General features: G+C 51.8%; 14 protein-coding genes and 1 pseudogene. 9 read left to right on the top strand and 6 right to left on the bottom strand.

The genetic code is table 11. The annotated features are described in order from the left end of the window. Nucleotides 1-19: 19 nt before the first annotated feature. From K3T83_RS11540 to K3T83_RS11510, 7 genes are all read left to right on the top strand, one after another. Nucleotides 20-1,318 carry a magnesium transporter gene (locus tag K3T83_RS11540; protein ID WP_220203120.1) on the top strand — a complete coding sequence of 433 codons (1,299 nt, stop codon included), beginning with the start codon at nt 20-22 and terminating at the stop codon, nt 1,316-1,318. Nucleotides 1,319-1,624: 306 nt separating this feature from the next. After that, entirely contained in the window at nt 1,625-2,488 is an 864-nt protein-coding gene (locus K3T83_RS11535) for a Gfo/Idh/MocA family protein (RefSeq protein ID WP_220203119.1), read from the top strand. After that, entirely contained in the window at nt 2,485-2,745 is a 261-nt protein-coding gene (locus K3T83_RS11530; protein ID WP_220203118.1) for a Gfo/Idh/MocA family oxidoreductase, read from the top strand. Before K3T83_RS11535 ends, K3T83_RS11530 begins: the two co-directional genes overlap by 4 nt. A 3-nt stretch (nt 2,746-2,748) precedes the next feature. Then, nucleotides 2,749-3,513 (top strand): SDR family oxidoreductase, encoded by a 765-nt coding sequence (locus K3T83_RS11525; protein ID WP_220203117.1) that lies wholly within the window; start codon nt 2,749-2,751, stop codon nt 3,511-3,513. 293 nt (nt 3,514-3,806) lie between these two features. Next, on the top strand, nt 3,807-4,271 hold the full coding sequence (greA, locus tag K3T83_RS11520; RefSeq protein WP_220203116.1) for a transcription elongation factor GreA: 465 nt from the start codon (nt 3,807-3,809) through the stop codon (nt 4,269-4,271). A gap of 607 nt (nt 4,272-4,878) precedes the next feature. Continuing rightward, nucleotides 4,879-5,943 carry a baeRF10 domain-containing protein gene (locus K3T83_RS11515; RefSeq protein WP_220203115.1) on the top strand — a complete coding sequence of 355 codons (1,065 nt, stop codon included), beginning with the start codon at nt 4,879-4,881 and terminating at the stop codon, nt 5,941-5,943. A gap of 86 nt (nt 5,944-6,029) precedes the next feature. Then, the gene (locus tag K3T83_RS11510; RefSeq protein WP_220203114.1) at nt 6,030-6,608 is read left to right on the top strand and encodes a DUF2087 domain-containing protein; all 579 of its coding nucleotides are present in this window, start codon (nt 6,030-6,032) and stop codon (nt 6,606-6,608) included. 90 nt (nt 6,609-6,698) lie between these two features. Here the strand turns inward: K3T83_RS11510 and K3T83_RS11505 are convergent, their stop codons facing one another. Next, on the bottom strand, nt 6,699-7,883 hold the full coding sequence (locus K3T83_RS11505; RefSeq protein WP_220203113.1) for a mannosyltransferase family protein: 1,185 nt from the start codon (nt 7,881-7,883) through the stop codon (nt 6,699-6,701). 189 nt (nt 7,884-8,072) lie between these two features. On the opposite strand from K3T83_RS11505, the pseudogene K3T83_RS57875 reads away from it, so the two are divergent. Then, nucleotides 8,073-9,496: pseudogene (locus tag K3T83_RS57875) on the top strand (amino acid permease). A 30-nt stretch (nt 9,497-9,526) separates the two neighbouring features. Here the strand turns inward: K3T83_RS57875 and K3T83_RS11495 are convergent. The 3 genes from K3T83_RS11495 to alr form a co-directional block, all read right to left on the bottom strand. Continuing rightward, the gene (locus K3T83_RS11495; protein WP_220203112.1) at nt 9,527-11,287 is read right to left on the bottom strand and encodes a dynamin family protein; all 1,761 of its coding nucleotides are present in this window, start codon (nt 11,285-11,287) and stop codon (nt 9,527-9,529) included. A 141-nt stretch (nt 11,288-11,428) separates the two neighbouring features. Next, nucleotides 11,429-12,412, bottom strand: a complete 984-nt coding sequence (locus K3T83_RS11490) for a diacylglycerol/lipid kinase family protein (protein ID WP_220203111.1) — start codon at nt 12,410-12,412, stop codon at nt 11,429-11,431. A 174-nt stretch (nt 12,413-12,586) separates the two neighbouring features. Continuing rightward, nucleotides 12,587-15,190 (bottom strand): alanine racemase, encoded by a 2,604-nt coding sequence (alr, locus tag K3T83_RS11485; RefSeq protein ID WP_220203110.1) that lies wholly within the window; start codon nt 15,188-15,190, stop codon nt 12,587-12,589. A gap of 554 nt (nt 15,191-15,744) precedes the next feature. Between alr and K3T83_RS11480 the strand changes: the two genes are divergently transcribed. After that, entirely contained in the window at nt 15,745-17,361 is a 1,617-nt protein-coding gene (locus K3T83_RS11480) for a hypothetical protein (protein WP_220203109.1), read from the top strand. Between the two features lie 101 nt (nt 17,362-17,462). Here the strand turns inward: K3T83_RS11480 and dprA are convergent, their stop codons facing one another. Both dprA and K3T83_RS11470 read right to left on the bottom strand, forming a co-directional pair. Continuing rightward, nucleotides 17,463-18,632, bottom strand: coding sequence for a DNA-processing protein DprA (gene dprA, locus K3T83_RS11475; protein WP_220203108.1), 1,170 nt, complete (start codon nt 18,630-18,632; stop codon nt 17,463-17,465). 6 nt (nt 18,633-18,638) lie between these two features. Beyond that, a complete protein-coding gene (locus tag K3T83_RS11470) occupies nt 18,639-20,168 on the bottom strand; it encodes a peptidase MA family metallohydrolase (protein WP_220203107.1) in 1,530 nt (509 codons plus the stop codon). Nucleotides 20,169-20,507: the final 339 nt, after the last annotated feature.

Below are 20,507 nucleotides of genomic sequence, written 5' to 3'. Positions count from 1 at the left end.
ATGTTATAATAAGAATATTATGTTGTACTTGAGCCAATTGCTTGGCGCTGCTGTGGAAGATCAACAGCAAACGCGAGCAGGTAAAGTCATTGATGTATTGACTCCGGCAGCGCAGGTAGGGCAGAACGCCGCGTCCTACCCTGATGCGCTGCTGATTGAGGGAGAAGAGGAGCAGCCTTTGCGTGTTCCTCTTGCGTCCCTGGAACGCCACGAGCATCTGATCCGTCTGCGTGTGCCGATTGAGCAACTGCAACCCATCAATTTGGATGAGTCAGAAGAGGTACATCTGGCGCAGGATGTTCTCGATAAGCAGGTCATTGATATCGAACACAAAAAAGCTGTGCGCGTGAACGATATTTGCTTTGCTGACGACTGGCGTATCCTCGGCGTCGATCATAGTACTCTGGGCCTGATCCGTCGCCTTACCCCTTCCTGGTTATTTGGAGCCAGAAATAATTCTTCCACCTCTTCATTGATCCCCTGGAACCGCATAGAATTGATTGGCACTCAGCAGCATCCAGAAGAGCAAGAAGAGAAGTTCCTCACAGAAACCCCATCGGGATCATATCGGGCGCTGAGCGGTCAGCTTGCCGATATGCACCCCGCCGATATCGCTGAAATTGTCCATCAACTTACTCCTGGACAGGGAGCGAGTATTATCGAGCGTCTGGATGACGAAACGGCTGCCGATACGATGGAGGAGATCGATACCGAACGTCAGCGTCATATTCTAGAAAATATTCAGCCTGATCGGGCCGCCGATATCTTGCAAGCAATGGGACCGGACGAAGCTGCGGACCTGCTGGCACAATTGCCAGAAGAACGAACGCAAGAGCTGTTGCGCCTCATGAATCCCGAAGAATCCGAGGATGTGCAGGATTTATTGGAATACGAGGCTGATACTGCTGGCGGCTTGATGACGACCGATTATATTGTACTCAATGTAGATCGTACAGTGTCGGATGCATTGAATGTCGTGCGAACCAACATTCAAGAAAATGATGTGCGAATTGCTTATATCTACTGCGTTGATGATGAGACGCAGGATGAAAGCCGTTTGCTAGGCGCTGTCTCGCTCTGGGATCTGTTGATCGCCGGTCCAACGCAACTCTTGCAAGATCTCATGGAGACCGATCTGGTAACGGTCAAGCCGGATGATGATGCGCATACCGTCGCTGAAATTATTGCAAAGTATAATTTGCTGGCTGTTCCGGTCGTCAATGACGAGCAGTTGCTCATGGGAGTTGTTACAGTAGATGATGCGCTGGATGTCCTGTTACCAGCGGAAAGAAGGCGTAAGCCTAAAAGAATGTACTAAAAGCATCTCTATGATTTCTACGCTTTCTACAACAATTCCAATCGATCGGCGCATGCATTCTTTCTCTATTGTTGTGTGATTCTGGGGCGGACTTTCCTTGTTGTGAGATAGTCTGCTCTTCTATAATGAAAACATATCCATAGAGCCGGGTTGATATCGTTGTCATCCTGGCTGCAGGGGCTTTGTTGGATTTGTAAAAGGCAATAACCCTGATCTAGCAATGTTGCAGGGTCTTTTGCTTTAGAAAAGCGCCATCTGTAGAACGCGCTATGTTGTTTTTTGTGATAGAAGGGGTTGTTCTTCTCAATGACTGAAACAAGAGAAAATGTTGGCGATCAATTGACAAAAATTCGTGTCGGGGTGATTGGTCTGGGATTTGGTGGGGAGAGCGCTTTAAAGAGCTTCAGGCAGATTCCTAACGTGGAGATAGTTGCACTGGCAGGTCTGGAAGAGGATAGACTAGCATACCTGGGCAAGACGTATGAGGTGCCGCATCTCTATCGTGAATATCAGGATCTACTGGCGCGCGACGATCTTGACGCCGTCAGTATCGGCGTTCCCAATCATCTGCACGCAACCATTGCTATCGCTGCTTTGCAACGAGGCTTGCATGTGTTGTGTGAGAAACCATTGGCGCGCACTGCTGAGGAGGCAGAAACGATTGTTCAGGCGGCAGTCGAAGCAAAGCGTGTTTTGCAGGTAGTCTTTAATCATCGGGAGCGCGGCGATGTGCAGACTTTGAAGCGTTATATCGATGAAGGCAAACTGGGGCGCATTTATTACGCGAAGGCCTACTGGATGCGGCGCAACGGTATTCCCGGAGCTGGGAGCTGGTTCGTCAGCAAAGCGAAATCCGGTGGCGGCCCCTTGATCGATCTCGGCGTCCATGTGCTGGATATGGTTCTCTATCTGCTTGGTGAGCCGGAAGTGGTCACGGTCAGCGCCAGTACATATGATGAACTGATTCAGAGAGGGCGCGGCTTCGATAAAGAGGCCACAAAGTCAGGCGCAAACCATTCCCAGGACGTGGAAGATCTGGCAACGGCCTTTATACGGCTTGCCAACGGTACTACGCTGTCGCTGGAGACAAGCTGGGCCACAAATAGCAGCTATGGAGACGATTACGGCGTGATCCTCTATGGCTCCGAGGGGGGGCAGAGATCAAGGTGAAATATTACTCAACCAGGGATACGTTGCGCATCTATACAGATGTGGCGGGCGCTCCCTCCGAGATTGCGGTCCAGAATCCAAAGAGCGAGTTCCATCTGGCCGTTATTCGTCAATTTGTTGAGCATATTCGTAGCGGCAACTGGTCTTTGTATACTGGCAACGAGGGATTGCGTCGGGCGCGTATTATTGATGCTTGTTATGCTTCTGCACAGCAGGGACGAGAAGTTGTGTTTGCACCTTCATCTGAAAGGGAATAGTTCATGGAGCCTTCCCATCGTATCGCCTTAATCACAGGTGGGTCACGCGGGATAGGTGCTGCAACAACAATTGCGCTGGCCGAGCGGGGATTTGATGTTGTGCTCACCTATCGCAATAAAGTGGCACGTGCAGAGGAGGTTATTGCAGAGGCCACTTTGCGCGATGTACGTACCCTGGCCATACGTAGCGATATTACGCGCCAAAACGAACGCGACCAGCTCTTTGCCATGGTTCGTGCATGGGGAGGCAGGCTGGATGTGCTGGTTCTCAATGCTTCCGGGGGATTAGAGCGGGATCTGCTGGCAGTTGATCCCGCCTATCCCATGCATATCAATCGTGATGCACAGGTAGAGCTGCTCAATGCAGCTCTACCTCTCATGCACCCCGGTAGCGTGGTGGCGTTCATCACCAGCCATTGGGCGCACCTCTACGGCCAGGTTGATCAGATCCCAACCTACGCGCCAGTTGCCGAATCAAAATATGCCGGTGAGCAAGCGTTACGTGCGCGATTGCCAGAATTAGACAAGCGTGGCATTCGTCTGGTCGTCATTACCGGTGATTTGATTGAGGGAACCATTACCCCCAAATTGCTAGAGCGAGCCGAGCCGGGTTTGACCGGGCAACGGCAGGCCTCTGTTGGAAAATTGCCCACAGCCGAGGAGATGGGCGAGGCCATTGCTGCTGCTGCTGTCGATAATACGCTCCCGAGTGGTCACACAGTTGTCATTGGAGCAAGTCTGGATCAAATGCTGCATAATAAGTCCTAGCAAAGAAGGCAGTATGCCAGAATGTGGAAGCATCGTTGCTGGCATACTGCATAACTCTCAGTTCTATTTCAGCCTCTTCACAAACCTATCTCATCTTGCTATGCCATACTATCTTGTGACATCTGTCAGTTACTCTCATCATAGGGTATGAGCCTCTTATTATCCCACGTCAGGACGATGAGCCGCGCTTCCTGGAATACTGTGGAACTATCCATTATGGATGCTGATGAGAGCACGCCTGGTAGTCAGTTTGGATCGTAAATTCCAGCGGTACGAGTGAAAGGAGATAGGAAATGGATATGCAGTTTCTCACCAATGAAGGTCAGCAACGCGCACTCAGCCAGTTGGAGTTTCTACGTACGGTGAAACGCGCCGAGATCGCACAATACTTGCGTGAAGCGGTGGAGGCGGGTGATGTTACGAGAAACGCCGCGTTTGACGATGCGAAATTTGAGCAGGCACAACTCGAAAAGCGCATCGCGGAACTGGAACAGTTGCTAGCCAATGCTCAGATTGTTGATGTTGAACAAGTAGCGACTGAGGTGGTCTCAGTTGGCTCTGTCGTGCACCTTGCGGCAGAGAACGGCAGCACACGTCAATATACTATCGTCGGGTCATATGAAGCGGACCCGGGCGCGGGGCGCATCTCGCATGAATCCCCGGTTGGTAAAGCGTTGTTGGGTCGCCGTGCAAGCGATTACATCATCATTTCCACCCCTGGCGGGGTGAAAACGTATACCATCATTCGGGTTGAGTAATGAAAAGGCTACTGAACAATGATGTTAATACATGTTCAGTAGCCTTTTTGATCAGGGGAAGGCACAACGCTTAGACGGTACGTGGGCGTACTCCTTCTCCAGTCACATAAAGTATGGTTGACCTGCTCCCTCAGATCATGAACCGGCGTCTGCTCGTATCGGTGGGATTCGTGTTTCTCCTCCACTCGATTGATTGTAGGGGTTTTTGTTAGTATCTATCTCATCCTTTCGGATACATGTGGGGGAATAACCGTGAGTCCCTCCCTGTCAACCACAACATTAATGAGAAGGGTAACATATACGCCATTGTATGTGTCACCCCTTCTCTGCAAAAAAGTATAGCACCATTCTATGAATCTGCCCTGTGAATATACTGAAATATAACTGAGAATACTGTACTATTTGCATTGAGTAAAAAAATTATCAAAACTCACTATAGTGAGAAATATATCTGTAAATGAATGTTTCCTTCACTCTCAGGTTCAATTCGCTTATTTCTTACGATATATTCATGTTGGCCTGTTATGCTAGTGTTTGAAGAAACCAGGGATGTGAGATTGGCGTGTGACTTAGAGAGTTTTATGTGTTGGAGAGAAAGGAGTAATTCATGCAACAGGTGCGAGATCTTTTGCGACAACTGGCGAAGTTTGATCCGGGCGATGCTCTGATCTTGAGCGTGTATCTGGATATGCAGCCACATGGCGGGACTCCTGCTGTGCGCCCGGCCCAGCTTATGCTGACAGATCGCTTCCGTCAGATCGAGAAAACCCTGCTGCCACGTGGGGCCGCGCTGGATAACTTCCGTATTGACGCCAATCGTGTGCAGCGCTTTCTGGATGAGCATGCCGGTCCCTGGCTTCAGGGCGTTGCGATCTTTGCATGCAACAGCCATAATTTGTTCGAGGTGATCGAAACGGGTGTACCCTTTGAGAATCAGGTTTCTCTGGAGCCAGTGCCCGATCTGTTTCAACTGGCACGCCTGCTCGATGAGCAGGAGACGGTTGTGGCGGCTCTGGTAGATACCAATACGACGCGGTTATTCGTGACGCGTCGTGGCTTTTTAGAAGAGGTGGCGGGGCCAGACAATGATCCATTTGCCTATAGCAAACGCAACACTGGAGGGCTGAACCACAAACAATACCAGCGCCGCGTGACGAATCAGCGCGAGGAGTTCGCAAAGGAAGCGGCTGCGGCCCTTGATGAATTGGTGACGCAGGAGGGTGCTAAGCGCGTAATCCTGGCCGGAGATGCTGTGGCAATTCCTCTCTTACATCAGGCATTGCCCGCACGCCTCGAACCGCTGGTGCATGAAGAGGTATTACGCCTGGATATCAAAACGCCCCGTCATAAGGTCATGGATGAGTTAGTGCCGATTCTGGCGCTGGTGGAGGAGGAAGAGTCTCACGCACGAGCGGACCAATTGATGGAGGCCGTGCGCGAGCAAGGGCTTGGCGTGGTTGGATTGCAGGAAGCGCGAGATGCGTTTGAACATGGGCAAGGCGATGTGCTGGTGATAGCCGAAGAAGCACCGCTCAATGAGCAGGAGCGCAACGATCTTGTCCGTTTGGCGACGCTGTCCGGTGCTGAGGTAGATCTGGTTGCAGGGCATGAAGCCCTTCAGCAAGTGGGCGGCGTGGGAGCGCTGTTGCGCTATCGCCCACATTGGGTGTAGCTCACTTTCTGCTACACAAAACTATTGACAAATCCTCCTACGTAGATCATAATCTAATTAGATTATGATCTACGTAGGAGGAGAACATGTCACAGGAAGAATTTCAGTCATTGCTTCAGTTCTTCAAAGTGCTGGCGGATGAGAACCGGTTGAAATTGCTGGGCTTGCTTGCCAATGGTGAGAAGAGCGTGGAGGAACTGGCGGCGCTCCTCCAACTGAGAGCGCCGACCGTCTCGCATCATCTTGCCCGGCTCAAAGAACTGGATCTGGTGGGGATGCGCAGCGATGGTAATACACACTACTACTGGCTTGATGCGGAGGCGTTGCGCCGTACGAACAAACACCTGCTCACACCTGAGAAGATGGCGTCGCTGGTTCACGATGTTGAGGGTGATGCCTGGGAACGCAAGGTGCTGAGAGATTTCTTTGAGGGGACGCGCCTCAAAGAGATTCCCGCCAGCGTCAAAAAGCGAGGAGTTGTGCTGAAATGGCTGGCCCGTCAATTTGAGTATGGAGTGGTCTATACGGAAGCGCAGGTCAACGAGATACTGCAACGCTATCATCCAGACTCGGCCTCACTGCGCAGAGAGCTGATCAGTGCCAGATCTGCTCTTATGCAGCGGGAAGATGGACTATACTGGCGCATTCCAACCGGCGAACACTGATGTGTGCTGGTGGGCACGCCCACCAGCATATGATTATGGAACTACTGGTCGCTTAGCAACGAACCATGCTGGATGTTGTCCGGCAGATGATCAGGCAACCCAGTGATGGTTGAGAAAGAGGACAATGTTGAGCGCAAACATCGGCAGAGCCAGCACCTGGAAGGCGCGGTCAAAGCGCGGATTTTTGGCCCACTGTGCGCAAATGATCGTGATAGGGAAAATCACCAGCATGTAGCGCGGCGTGCCGATCAGCGGTTCAGAGGAACCGTGTGGATAACTCAGCAGGAAGAGGACCATCACCAGAGCGAAGAGGCTATAATGGAGCGGCAAACATTTCCAGCCCATGACGAGTATTACAAGTGGTAGAATGGTAAAGAGCAGATCAGGTATATTCGCCTCGATCAATTCTGGGTGGATAAACAGATGGTAGAACGCGGAGCAGATGCCGTTGAGCGGAAAGCTAAGGGAGCGATGCCAGTAGAGCGCTTCCTGCTGACTGAAGGCCAGCGGCGAGTAGTGTTGTAAGCCGAGATACAGCATAAATGTCGCAACACCCAACGGTATCAGCAGTATGGGAAACGCTTGAGCAAACACGGCAGGCGAGAGGAGCACTTTGATCTTCCCCCGCCTGCTTGTTATTATTGGTTGGTCGAACCAGAGGCGTTGCAGAAAAGTAATGGCGAAGGGGATGGTCAACAAAATGCCGGGCGAACGCGTCAGGGCGGCGAAGAAGCCTGCAATGCCAGCCAGCAACCATTTTTCTCGTTGCAGACACAGGAACACAACCAGGCTTAAAAGTAAAAAGAGCGCTTCGGAATAGCCAGCGAAAAAGAAGAGCGCATAGGGGCTGAAGGCGAGGTAGAACAACGCATTGCGTGCCGTTGTGCCATCGAAATCACAGCCAAGCAACCAGTAAAGAACAACGAGTGCCAGATAAAAGAGCAGATTGGCTAGTACAAGTCCAACAATATAATAGGTAGCGGCGGAGTCGCCGAGCATCGAGGCGATGCTGTGGATCAACAGGGGCCAGAGTGGGAAAAAAACTGTATGATACGTGATGGCATAGCCGTGCCGGGCGATCTCAACATAGACAATAGCATCCCAGCGCCACCAGGAAAATAGACAAGCCTGGGGAGCTGTGACACACAAATGTCCCTTATTTTGCCCCATCAATGGCAGGGCGATGGTACTGATCAAGCTGATAAACACAATTGCCAGACGACTGAGCAGAAAAATCCAGGCCGCTTCCCTCCATGCGGTTCTTTGCGTCGTCATTTTGTCCATCCTTTCAATTCTTTTCTGTTATTTCTTACGGCTAATGCACTTGAAGAATAACAACATATTGCTCTTTTTAGATGTTGCCTGTCTCTTTTTCTTGCAAGCCTGCGTACCATGATATATGGGGAGCGTTGAAATTGCCTGGCTTTAGAATGACTCTTGTGTAGACATCATTAGGAGAGGCATATGCTAACGACTGATAGGAATAGCGTAAATGATGCGATAAGGCGGGTGCTGCCGATCAGTTCTATTATGGGCGAAATCGAGCGTACGGAAGCCCCGCTCAAACGGACGCTTAATGTGGTGAGCATTACAGCAATGGGTATTGGAGCTATTGTAGGGACAGGTATTTTTGTATTGACTGGAGTTGCGGCGGCTCGCTATGCCGGCCCAGGTCTGATCCTCTCGTTTATCGTGGCCGGGATCGTGAGCGGGCTGGCGGCGCTGTGTTATGCTGAGTTCGCCAGCATCGTGCCGATTGCCGGGAGCGCCTATACCTATTCTTATGCGACGCTGGGAGAACTGATTGCATGGATTATCGGCTGGGATTTGATCCTGGAATATGCGGTGGGAGCGGCGGCAGTCAGTATTGGCTGGTCGGGTTATTTTACGGATCTGCTTCACACAATAGGCATTATCCTGCCAAAGGCGCTGACCATCTCGCCGTTTTCTGGGGGCGTCGTCAACCTGCCAGCGGTGATCATTATTCTCTTGATTACCGGGCTGTTAATTCGGGGAACCTCCGAGAGCAGCACTGTGAATACGGTTATCGTGGCGATTAAGATCGCGGTCATTCTGTTCTTTCTGGTGGTTGGCTTCGGACACATTAACCCAGCGAACTGGTCGCCATTTCTCCCCTTTGGGCCGGGGGTATCTTGCGTGGGGCCAGCATTATCTTCTTCGCGTATATCGGCTTTGACCAGATTTCCACTGCTGCGGAGGAGGCCAAAAATCCGTCGCGCGATCTGCCACTGGGGATTATCTTTAGCCTGGTTATCTGTACCATTCTCTACATTCTGGTAACGGCTGTCCTTACCGGGCTTGTGTCCTATAAGCAGCTCGATGTTGCCTCGCCTGTGTCGCATGCGTTGATTTTGCTGGGCATGAATGCTGCCGGTTCGATTATCTCAGTAGGAGCCATCTGTGGCTTGACGACGGTTCTGCTGGTGTTGCTCTTTGGGCAGAGCCGTATCTTCTTCTCGATGTCGCGCGATGGGTTGCTACCTGCCTTCTTCTCACATGTGCATCCCCGCTTTCGCACACCGTATATCTCTACGCTGCTCGTTGGAGTTGTTGTGGCCCTGGTTGCAGGCTTCACGCCGATTGATGTGGTGGCGGAACTGACCAATATTGGCACGCTGGCGGCATTTGTGCTGGTCTCGCTGGCGGTGTTGATCCTCCGTCGAACTCAGCCAAATCTGCATCGCGCATTTCGTGTGCCCTGGGTACCGGTTATTCCATTGCTCTCGGTCATTGCCTCGCTGGTGTTAATTATCAGTTTGCCCTGGATCACGATGCTGCGTTTCCTGGTCTGGCTGGCCATCGGCATCGTCATCTACTTTGCGTATAGCATTTCTCATAGTCGTCTTGCGCATCATCGAGTGGAATGAATGGTGGCGTTCATCTCACTCGATTGGGCGTTAGCCCTGTTGCATAGACTCGATCTCGTTTTTGAGCGCGAGAAGGTCGTGGTGAAGGTGTTGGAGTTGCTCCTGGGTTGTCGCCGTTTTCTTCTGTTCGGCACGCACGAAGCGGGTGTAGGGAGCGATGGCTTCCTGAACACGCAGGATCGAATTGTTGAGTTCTTTCTGAAATTGTTCTGACATTGAACGGCGCAGGCGCGTACGTAGCTCTTCCATCTTGTTTTCAAAGTCCTGCTTTGCGCGTTTGCGTCGAGCTGGGATGATATAGAGGCCGAGGCCGAGAATTGCCATGCCCGCCAACACGCCGCTGACATCAGCTGCGGCGGTGCCCAGAAAGGCAACCAGGGCGGCTCCCAGACCGATGCCGCCAGCACCTGCGATGGCTGTCTGCGTGACAGCACCGCGCAGGTTCTCAGAGAGTTCCTGTGCCTCGGCCTGACGATCATAACTATTGACCACAGTGTTTGCGACGCGGGCAACTGATTGCAGCAGTGTGCGGCGGTTGTAATCAAACTGCCGGCTGAGCGTACCCAGCATCTCACCATGCTGGCGTATGCTCACCTGGCGGCGGCGGTCCAGATATTCCATCACATCCTGCCAGAGGCGGTGTTCGTGTTCTACCAGCCAATCGATAAGTTCCTGTACGGCCTGATCGATCCTCGTCGCGCTATCTCCAAGCACCTCTTGCTCAAATTCTGACCGGATGCGCTCGCTGTGCAGCAAATCGAGAATGCGCGTCAGACGAATCGTATCGTCAAAGAAGTGGTCGCCACGCGCTCGCATCTCCAGCACGATATTCTCGATCTGGCTGAGCCGGTGCGAGAAGTTCTTCTCCATGTCTTCTCGATATAGTTGGAGTTGTTCGTCGATGGTGCCAACCGTGCGGGCATCTTCTGCCAGCAAGCGAGTGCGCTGCTCCAGAGCGGAGCGAGTTTGATCAAGCAAGCGCTGCATGACGCCGAGCGGACTGAGGAATTTGAGTCGCACACGCTCAATTTTGTCTAGCGTCTGGAACAGATATTTTTCGAGTGTCCCGAAGTTGCTCTGCTCCCATAGCTCGATCGCGTCGTGCCCGATGGCCGTGCGTGATTTCTGAGCCAGTAGGATCGAGATGGGGATAATTTCTGGCTCGAAGCCCAGCAGATGTTTGCAGTTCTCGGCAACGAAGTGCTGTACCCTGCGCAAATCAGCTTTGTTGCGCAACAGATCGGTCTTGTTGAGGATAATGACGACCTTTTTGCCCCAGGCGCGGATATGTTCTAGAAAGAGCCGTTCACTCTGCGTAAAGGGGCGATCAACCGAGGTAACGAAGAGGATCAGGTCGCTGCGTGGCACAAAATCTCTGGTCAGTTGTTCATGTTCCTGCAACACAGCGTTCATACCAGGAGTATCAACGATACTGATGTCGCGCAAGAAGTCCGCCGGGTGGTAGTATTCCAGCAGACCTTGCTCTGGTTGCTGCTTTGCGTGCTGCTCGCCATAGCGGATGATTGTCACCTGATTCGTTGTGGGGACAACTCCTTCTTCCAACACGTCCTGACGCAAGAGTGTATTGATGAATGCTGATTTGCCGGCGTTAAATTCGCCCACGACCACCAGCAGGAAGAGATCGTCGAGAGACGCCACGACCTGTTGTAACATGGTTGTATTGGCATTCGTCTCTTCAAAGCCAGTGAAACACGCCTGTAACTCTTGAGCCAGCCGCCGCTCTCGTTGGAGCAGTTGATGTTGCCGTTCCTGCAAGACCACTTTAGCCATACTATAATATACCTCTATAAATGTGAGGATGAAGTAATATATAAACGCATAAATAGAACAGAATTGTGTTGTTATTTCTAATACGCAGGATACAAAAGGTTGGCGACAGCGTGCTATGAACCATCTAACAATTCTGGGTGCTCAGGCATCTGGCGCGGGTTGAGCGAAGAGACCCTCCGGCGGTTTCTGCGGCACAAGGACTTTGAGCGCGCCCGGAACAATATTGACACTGGTTGGTGGATAGCCCTGTGAGGTGTAGCCCATCGGGTCGCCGTCAATCTGGATAGCAACAGGATGGCGGGTACGGATATTCACACGCGTACATTTTTCGTAACGGACCCATTGGCGGCGCTGCTCACGGTGGAACAGGAAATCGAGGAGAACCAGGGGACGTCGCAGCATGCTCTGTCGCCGTACAATGCAGATATCGAGTAGTCCATCATCGCACTGTGCCTGCCAGGTATATTTGATTGCTCCGCCGTAAAGCTGGGTATTGCCGATAATAACCTGCAATGCGTGCGTTTTTATTCTGCGCCCGTTCATGTGCATGGTGATATGGAAGCCACCATACCCCATACCGAGCCATGCTCCGACCAGCCAGTAGCCGATGACACCGAGGCGCTTGGCCGGTTTTTTCTCGATAAACTGTGTGACTTCACCATCGAGGCCAATTCCGGTCATTAAGAGAAAATAGCGATTGTTGACCTTGCCGAGATCGACGTGTCTCGTCTGCCCATGCAACAACACGTCGCGTGCTCCGTTGTTATCCAGGGGAATACCAACTTCACGTGCCCAGACGTTGACTGTTCCGCTTGGCAGCACAGCCAGAGCTGTCTCGCTCCCGGCCAATTCCTGGATAATCTCGTTGATGGTGCCATCGCCTCCTACCGCTACCACAACATTCACCTTTTGTTCCACTGCTGCACGCGCCAGACGACCCGCGTCGCCCGCCGCAGTCGTTAACTGTAGTTCGGCCTGCCAGCCATGTTCACGCAGAAACGTAATGGTATCTTTGATCTGCTGAGCATGGAAAATATAACTACCCGATGTTGGATTAGCTATCAATATCGCAGTGGTCTGTACGGCTGCTAGTGTGTGCGAGGCTTCAAGCACATGTTCTTGCATAGTTGTTCTCCCGGTTTGCATCGCTGGCGTCGTAGGAGCGGAATCGATAAATGATGCAGCGAGGCTCCCACGACTATTGCTGAGTATCTGCTTCTAAGAGAGCTGCGATGAAATACTCTCTATTATCAGGTACGTTGCAGCGGCAACAATAGTTGTATCTCAGCCATTACAGCTTTAATTCACGCGAGGAACGCGCGCCAGAATTTCCGATGTCACTTCGCAGTGGAGCGATCCCAGCCGTTCGGCGATCTGTTCAGCTGTAAGTGAGGCATTACCCTGCCGACCGATCAAAACCACTTCATCGCCCATACGTGCTTCTGGAATGTGCGTGACATCAACGACGCACTGATCCATACAGACGCGACCTAGAATAGGAGCCTCTTGACCGCGAATCAGCACAGATCCCCAGTTGCGCGGGGAGCGGCGGAAGCCATCAGCATAGCCTACTGGTAGCACAGCGGTCTTTGTTGGGCGTTCAGTGATATAGGTGCAGCCATAGCTGATGCACTCTCCAGCGGGTATCCATTTGACCTGTGATATCTGTGTCTTAAAAGAGAGCGCGGCGCGAAAGCCTTCTGGCAGGCGAACTAATGGCGAGGGATGAAGCCCATAGACAGCGATACCCGGTCTGATCATGTCGAAATGTGCTTCTGGCAGAGCCACTGTCGCGGCGCTATTGGCTGCATGGATGAGCGGAGGACGTAGCCCCTGCGTCGTCAATACTGAGAGCACATGTTGGAAGCGGGCGAGTTGCATGCGAGCATGGGTTTGATCCTCGGCATCTGCGCTGGCGAAGTGGGTATAGATCCCCTCCAATTCAATACCAGGCAGTTCTGCGATCTCGCGTACCAGCGCAACAATCTCGTCGATCTGTTCGTGGCGAATACCCAGGCGTCCCATGCCCGTATCTACTTTGATATGCACTTTTACTGTCTTGTCCAACGCCTGTGCCGCACGCGATAGAGCTTTAGCCGACTCGCTGGAATACAAGGTTGCAGTAACGCCCAGACGAACTGCCTCGCGCATCTGCCAGTGGGGAATATAGCCGTAGACCAGGATGGGGGCATCGATTCCTGCATCATGCAGTGGAATTGCTTCGGTGACGGTTGCTACGCCAAGCATAGTGGCTCCGTTGTGCAAAACAGTTCGAGCCACTTTTAGCGCTCCATGTCCGTAGGCGTCAGCCTTTAAGCTGACCATGATCTGTACCTGTGGCCCGATCAGCTGCTTGAGGAGGCGTGTATTGTTGCCGATGGCGCTGAGATCGATCTCCAGCCAGGTAGGACGTTGTGGGCGCGTCACCACAATCTGCTTCCATCCAGGCGTTTGCCGGACCAGCAGTTCGGGCGCGTTCGCTGGTTGGTCCATCAGCATTTCAGAGACGCGCTCCATGCGGGCAACCTCTGAGCCTTTAATAAGGACGACATCGTGATGTTGCCTGTCTGCATCCTCAAGCAACATACGGGCTGTCTGGGCCGCGTCTTCGTGGGTATAGGTAACGTTGATGCGGTCGGCAGGAAAACCAGCCTGACGAGCGGCTTCAGCGATTAACGCTGCTTGTTCGCCACGTGTAATGAGGTAATCGGCATAGCGGGGGATGAGCGATCCGATGGCACGATGGGCCTCAGCTTCATAATCGCCAAGATTGAGCATGTCGCCGAGGATAGCGATGCGGCGACCGTTTGCCGGTGTCAACATGGCGAGTGTTGCCAATCCCGCCTCCATAGAAGCTGGACTGGCATTGTGGGTGTCGTCGAGGAGGCGGGCGTGCGACACCCCTGCAAGCGGATACAACCTGCCCGCCATAGGCTCAACGGTGCTGAGCGCTTGTACTGTTTCTGCGGCAGGAATACCCTGTTGTACTCCTATATGATAGGCAATGAGCATAGTATTGAGATGATGTGTTCCTAGTAAGTGGGACGAAAAGGGCAGTTTGTGCGCATGTGTTGCGGATGGTATTAGCTCCGTTGCCAGGCCGCTCCAGGTCGTTTGCAACTGCGAGAGATTGAGTTCCTGCCTGCTAAACGTGGCAATAGTTGGGCCGGAAAGTTGTAATGTCTCTATAAGTGCGCGAATAGCGGCATTTTCATCTTCAAAAAGAAAATAGCCATCTGCGGGCAGGCTTTGAGGAAGTGCGCCCAATTCGGCAGCTAAACGATCAAACGTCCCGAAGTATTGCAGTTCGATAGGAGTGATGTTGGTAATCACTCCTATCTGCGGGGAGACGATCCGGCACAGCTCGGCAATTTCGCCGGGATGATCGCAGCCCAATTCCAGCACCGCATATTCGTGATGCGGCTCAAGGCGACCAAGTGAAAGAGGAATGCCCAGCAGATCATTATAATTTTGCCAGCTTCTAAAGGTTGAGAAACTATTAGAGAGGACGGTGGCGATGGCTTCTTTGGTGCTGGTTTTGCCTACACTGCCTGTGACAGCAATCACCTTTGGGTGCCAGATCTGCAAAATGGCCTGCGCGTATTGCTGAAGGGCGAGGCGTGTATCTTCCACCACGATAGTTGCGATGTGAGCCATTGCTGTGAGTAGCTCGTCTGGAAAGGTATTGAGGGTGCGTGCTTCCACAAGCAGTCCGGTTGCCCCGCGCCGAATAGCGTCAAGAATGTAGTTATGCCCGTCGTCACGTTCTCCACGTACCGCAACAAACATCTCTCCTGGAATAAGTTGTCGCGTGTCGTGGCTGAAGGCGTCGAAGCGGGTCTGTTTGCCCTGGTAACGTAGCTGGCCATGTGTTGCTTTCAGCAGGTGTTCAAGATAGATCAAGCTCGTTCGTCTCCCCTAACAGGTATCTACTGGTATGAAACGATGATGGTAGTCTGTATGCTTCAATATTACTCTTCTTATGATAACCATATCTTTGTTTCTATGCTGTTGTCAATGCAGGTCTTCAGAGTGGCATAAATGAATTTATCTCTAGTAGACTTGTAGCGGTATCCATTTACCTGCTTTTGAAAAATAGTTGGCACCGTATATATTTATCCGCAGCATGGTTGAGAAACCTCAACCGTTATAAAAAATCTCAACCATATTTTCATCTCTCTTTTGCTTGTGATGTTGTGTGTTTATGCTATATAGTGTGCTGCGCATGTCGAGACGTATATGCCTCCTGTGATATACATGTGTGTTTTATTCCTATTGAGAGGATGAAGTTTTGAAAAAGGATTTTCGTTTGCCTTTTGGTATTGTACTGGAGACGTTAACTTATCGTAATACTTGTTGTAACGATCTCGTTATTTTGTACAGTACAGTCTCCTATTATTCATGCTGCAAGTGCCGTACCAACCATCACCCCATCTCAGAAAATCGTTCATTCTGGGATGACCATCCTGATTACAGCGCAGGGATTTGCTGCGAATGATAAGGTTGCGCTGTCTTTTGATAATGTTTCGTACGTCTTTGCGACCCTGCCATGTGACAGCCAGGGCAAATGTGCGGGCAAGGCCGAGATGCCAACCCCAGGTGTGCAGGGAGAGCATACATTGCATGGGGTGGGTACTCGGCCTAATGAGAGTGCTCAGGCGACCATGATATTTATGCCATTCGTTCCTCCTTTGCAAGGGGCACCGGGTGGCCGTCTCACCTATTATGGATCATCGTTTGCGGCGAACGAAACGGTCAGCATTTATTGGGGAACGGAGAAAGGCACCGCTGAAGGGAGTGCTACTGCAAACTCAAGCGGGGGCATTTCTTTTCAGATCACGGCTCCGGTCAATGCCGCTGTGGGGAATTACCCTTTGACCATTGTGCGATCACAGCAAAAGCCAACGACGATAAAAACCTATTATCGCGTACCTCCTTCTGACGTGACGCTGAGCACGGGAGGTATTCTTAGCGGACAATCGGTAACAATCACCGCAGAATACTTTCGAGCGGGTGAACAGGTAGCGTTTAGCTGGAATGCGAATGGAGGACAGACGCTTGCCACTGTCACAGCTAATAGTGCTGGTCGGATAAGGTATACTCTTGCACCTCCATCAGCGCCTAAAGGGTCTTACACGATCACTGCCGCTGGTGCTGCAAGCGGGTTAAAGGCTAAAACCTCATTGAACATTGGGCCGGGATTGAGGTTTGAGCCTGATGCGGGCGTGAATCCTGGTGGAAGTTTCACTGTAAATGGTGGTGGTTTCTCCTCCAATGAGAGCCTTCAGGTCTACTTCCAGGACCCAGCAAATGGGAGTATAACGGTAACAACCGATGGGAACGGTGCGTTTTCTGCCAAGTTGACAGCACCAAAGCAATATGATGCGACCACGTCCTATTATGTATATGCTGTCAACGCTACGAAGACTGAAGAGACGAATGTTCAGGTTCGCTTTGTCCCACCCGGCATTAGCAGGACAGATATCTATGGCGGAGGGGAGTATTTTCCCTACGGTTCTCCCGTCATTATCAGCGGTCAGGGATTTCTGAGCGGCGAATCTGTTGATATTTACTGGAATTATCAACAGGCCAGCCAGATAAAGGTAATTGTTGTACAAGCTGCCAGTGATGGTACGTTTGGTATTACCATTACTCCACCAAGCGCGCCTGGCTCTGTTTCAAACGATACCTACACCACTATTGCTGCTGTTGGCGAAACAAGTCAGTTGCAGGCTGTTAACTCGCAAACCTATGTTTCGACTGGAATGAGCCTGTCACCCGATCATGGGCCAGTCGGCACATCTGTTACCGTTACAGGTGGTAATTTTGCCGCCAATGCTCAGATTACGATTGTGCTGTATACTGGTACAATGACTCCTGGCGGTCCTGGTGGTAACGCTCCTTCCCCTTCTGATGGGACCGTTCCTGTTACGACCACAACGGATAGTACAGGTGCATTCAGCGTCACATTTGCGATGCCAGCTTTAACAACCACTACTGGGTTGGTCTCTGTATATGCGGAGGGAGCAGGTAGCTCCTTTGCCTCGGGCGGATTTACGTATACGACTGCTTAATAATCCAGATCACATTCTTTCCTGAGAATGGATGTGAGTAGGAAGAGTCAGTGGTTGAGCGAACATTGCTCACCGCTGGCTTTTCTTATGTCAGAGAGTTCTTAGTGAGTAAGCACATATTGCATTCCTCCAACCTGTTTGATCATCCCTTTGAGTTCCATCACTGTCAACGTTGAACTTACTTCATGGGCGGGGAGAGACGAAGCGCGAATCAGTTCATCGATGTGGCATGCTTCATGGCTGAGCAGGTTCAACAGGGTGCGTTCTTCCTGGGTGTCGGGCTGGATAGCCTGGAACTCGCTTTGTTGAGGGATCATATGGAGATTCAGGCTGGCTAGGATATCGTTGACGTTGGTTACTGGATGAGCTCCATCCTGGATCAGCTTATTTACCCCGGCTCCTCCTGGGGAGAAGATCCCGCCTGGAATAGCAAAAACCTCGCGTCCTTGATTGAGGGCGGCGCTGGCTGAAATAAGTGCCCCACTTTTTTCTGGCGCCTCAGTTACCAGGATGCCGAGCGAGAGGCCGGATATAATGTGATTGCGAGCAGGGAAGTTGCCTGCTTCTGGCCGCACGCCAAGCGGATAGGCGCTGATCAAGGCTCCCTGACCCGATTCAACGATGCGGCGCGCGAGAGCATTGTTGCCAGGAGGATAGATTTGATCCAGCCCACTCGCCAACACTGCCAATGTGCGTCCTCCCACATCCAAAGCGGTTGTGTGGGCAATGGTATCGACTCCCTGTGCCAGCCCACTTACTATGGTCATGTTTCCTCTGGCCAACTCCGCAGAGAAATGTTCAGTTACCTGCCGACCATACGTACTCATTTTGCGCGTGCCCACAATGCCCAGGCTGTAGCGCCGATCATCGTCTGTGAAGCTGCCACAGACATAGAGGACGGGCGGTGCATAATCGATCTTTCTCAACAGCGGAGGATATGCAGTATCTTTCCAGGTAATGATCCGAACGCGCAGGCGTTCCAGGCGTTCTAGCTCGTATGCGGGGTTCATCAAAGCCCGCTGACGAATAAATTTTTCGGCGGTGCGCGATTCGATTCCGGCGGCTAGCAGCGTCTTGTGGTCAGCTTTCCAGGCGGCGGCGACATCATCGTGGAAAAAGTTGAGCAAGAGTTGAAAGCGTACCGGACCAATCCCAACGACGCGGCTGAAGGCGATCCAGTATTGGAGTTCGTCTAAGGTGAGTGCATTAGATGGATAGTAGCGGGCGGTTCCCTCATGCACTACCATCACCCTCTTCGTACGTTTGCCCATTGTGTATTACTCCTGTGGCACCTGCCTATCAGGTTGCCGATTGATATATCGTTGTTCTGGGCGCTGCCAGGTGTTTCCAGATGGCGGAGTTCGGCTTGCATTGCCGCTAGTTTGTTGAGATGGCGGCGGATATGCCGGTCGGTGATACCCGGGACCGGTGTATGGTGTTTGCAAAGATGCATAATAGGAGGATGGCGGAAAAGGCACAACCTGTTGCGCCTGCCGTGCCAGAGCCGCTTTTGCCCGGCTGCGGCGCTGATAGATGACGAGACCGCCGATGCCCAGCGAAGGCAGGACGATTAAGAGTAGTCCCAGGCTGAGGAGCAGCGGAGTGTTGGGATCGGATTGCAGCAGTGGTTGCGGCTTTTGGACCGAGAGAGGCGTTGGTTTTGCAGTGGCCTCATTGAGCGTTGCAGGTTGATTGAGTGCAAGGTGCCACTGGTTTTCTAAATGTGCCTGATCGACGCCTAGCGCCTTGAGAAGATCCTGGTTAAAGTTGCTCTTTGGTGTATTAATGTTCTGGATCAGAGCCGCCATCTTCTGTTTGCCAAAGGTGGTGTACATATAATCTATGAGATTCCAGCTTTGAGCGTAGGCGAGATAAGCTTTATTGGCATCCGCCGGGAACTGGAAGGTAAGATCATTCAGGGGGAGCAAACTATGGCTCTTGAGTGCCTGTTTCAGGCTTAGGGTCATCATCGGCTCGTGATAGACCTGATTGTAGACTGCCAGCCCTTCATCAAACCAGATCGGGGCGTAGATGCCCTTTTCGGTCAATTGGTGGAAAACCAGATGCGTCATTTCGTGAGGCATATCGCGGTTGATTGTATCGCTATTCATGCTTTCGACCACCAGCGACGCTTGACTTAATGAAGGGAACGCGATACCGCCAACCCACTCGCGCGTATTGGGCGGCAGCGAACTGTGAAAATCATCGGTGTTCTGGTAAATCCAGAGATTGATCGGACGTCGCAGCTTTCCACCAAGATTCGCGCTGATGGAGGTAAGATCTTTACTGGCCTCCTGGAGCATGTCCTGTCCAAAGCTCTGGGGCTGGTTATACCAGTGTATCTGTAGATTATCCTGAGAGAGTTGCTGCCAGTTGAAACGCGTATCGACCATTGAGAGCGTCTGGCGGGTGCCTATATGCATGTTTCCGATCTGGTCCCGTAACACCCAGTAATAGGTGATCGATGTACCCACTGGCTCGAACTGATCACCTGTTGTATCTTTGCTCCAGTTGAGCGTAATAGACGTTGCAGGAGCACTTACCGTCACCGCCTGTTGCTGCTGGTTGTCACCTTCTACGATCAGCACAATGCTTGCCTGCACGATAGGACTGCTGTTATCTCTGGCGCTGACTTGAAAATCAATGATTTTTGGGAAGGTAATTGTGCTGGTCTGAGATGTGATGGTAATAGGGTCGCTGGCGGCCTGTGCTGGGAGGGAGAATGTGAGGGACGCGAAGAAGGAAATGAGGCATAGGCTGAAGCATATAAGCAAGATGCGACAACCATGGTTGCACCGAGACACCATAAGAAGCGTTTCCTCCCTGCTAGATGGACGGCAATGAATGAGACGGGTACATTCAGATGTATTAGTGCAAATGTATTAGCAATGCCCCATGCTCGTATGTATCAGGCATCCTACTTATATTACTATGCTGTACGGGTTTTTGCACGAGTTTAGCCAGAACTCCCATGTCGTATTGATAATATTGGGCGATCTCCATATGCCGTGATCGCCAGTGGCCTAAATAGGTGATAGTGTTAACGTGTACCATCTGTATCCGTTGAGGTACTTGTAGCCTGGAGGGTCCGCTCAGGCTGGATAGAGTGTATGAAAGTGGTTGTAAGTGGGGAGGGGAGGTTAAGA

It is taken from the genome of Reticulibacter mediterranei, from assembly GCF_016587455.1.
The sequence above is the reverse complement of the archived record's forward strand: the minus strand, read 5'-3'. Positions and strand labels throughout refer to the sequence as shown.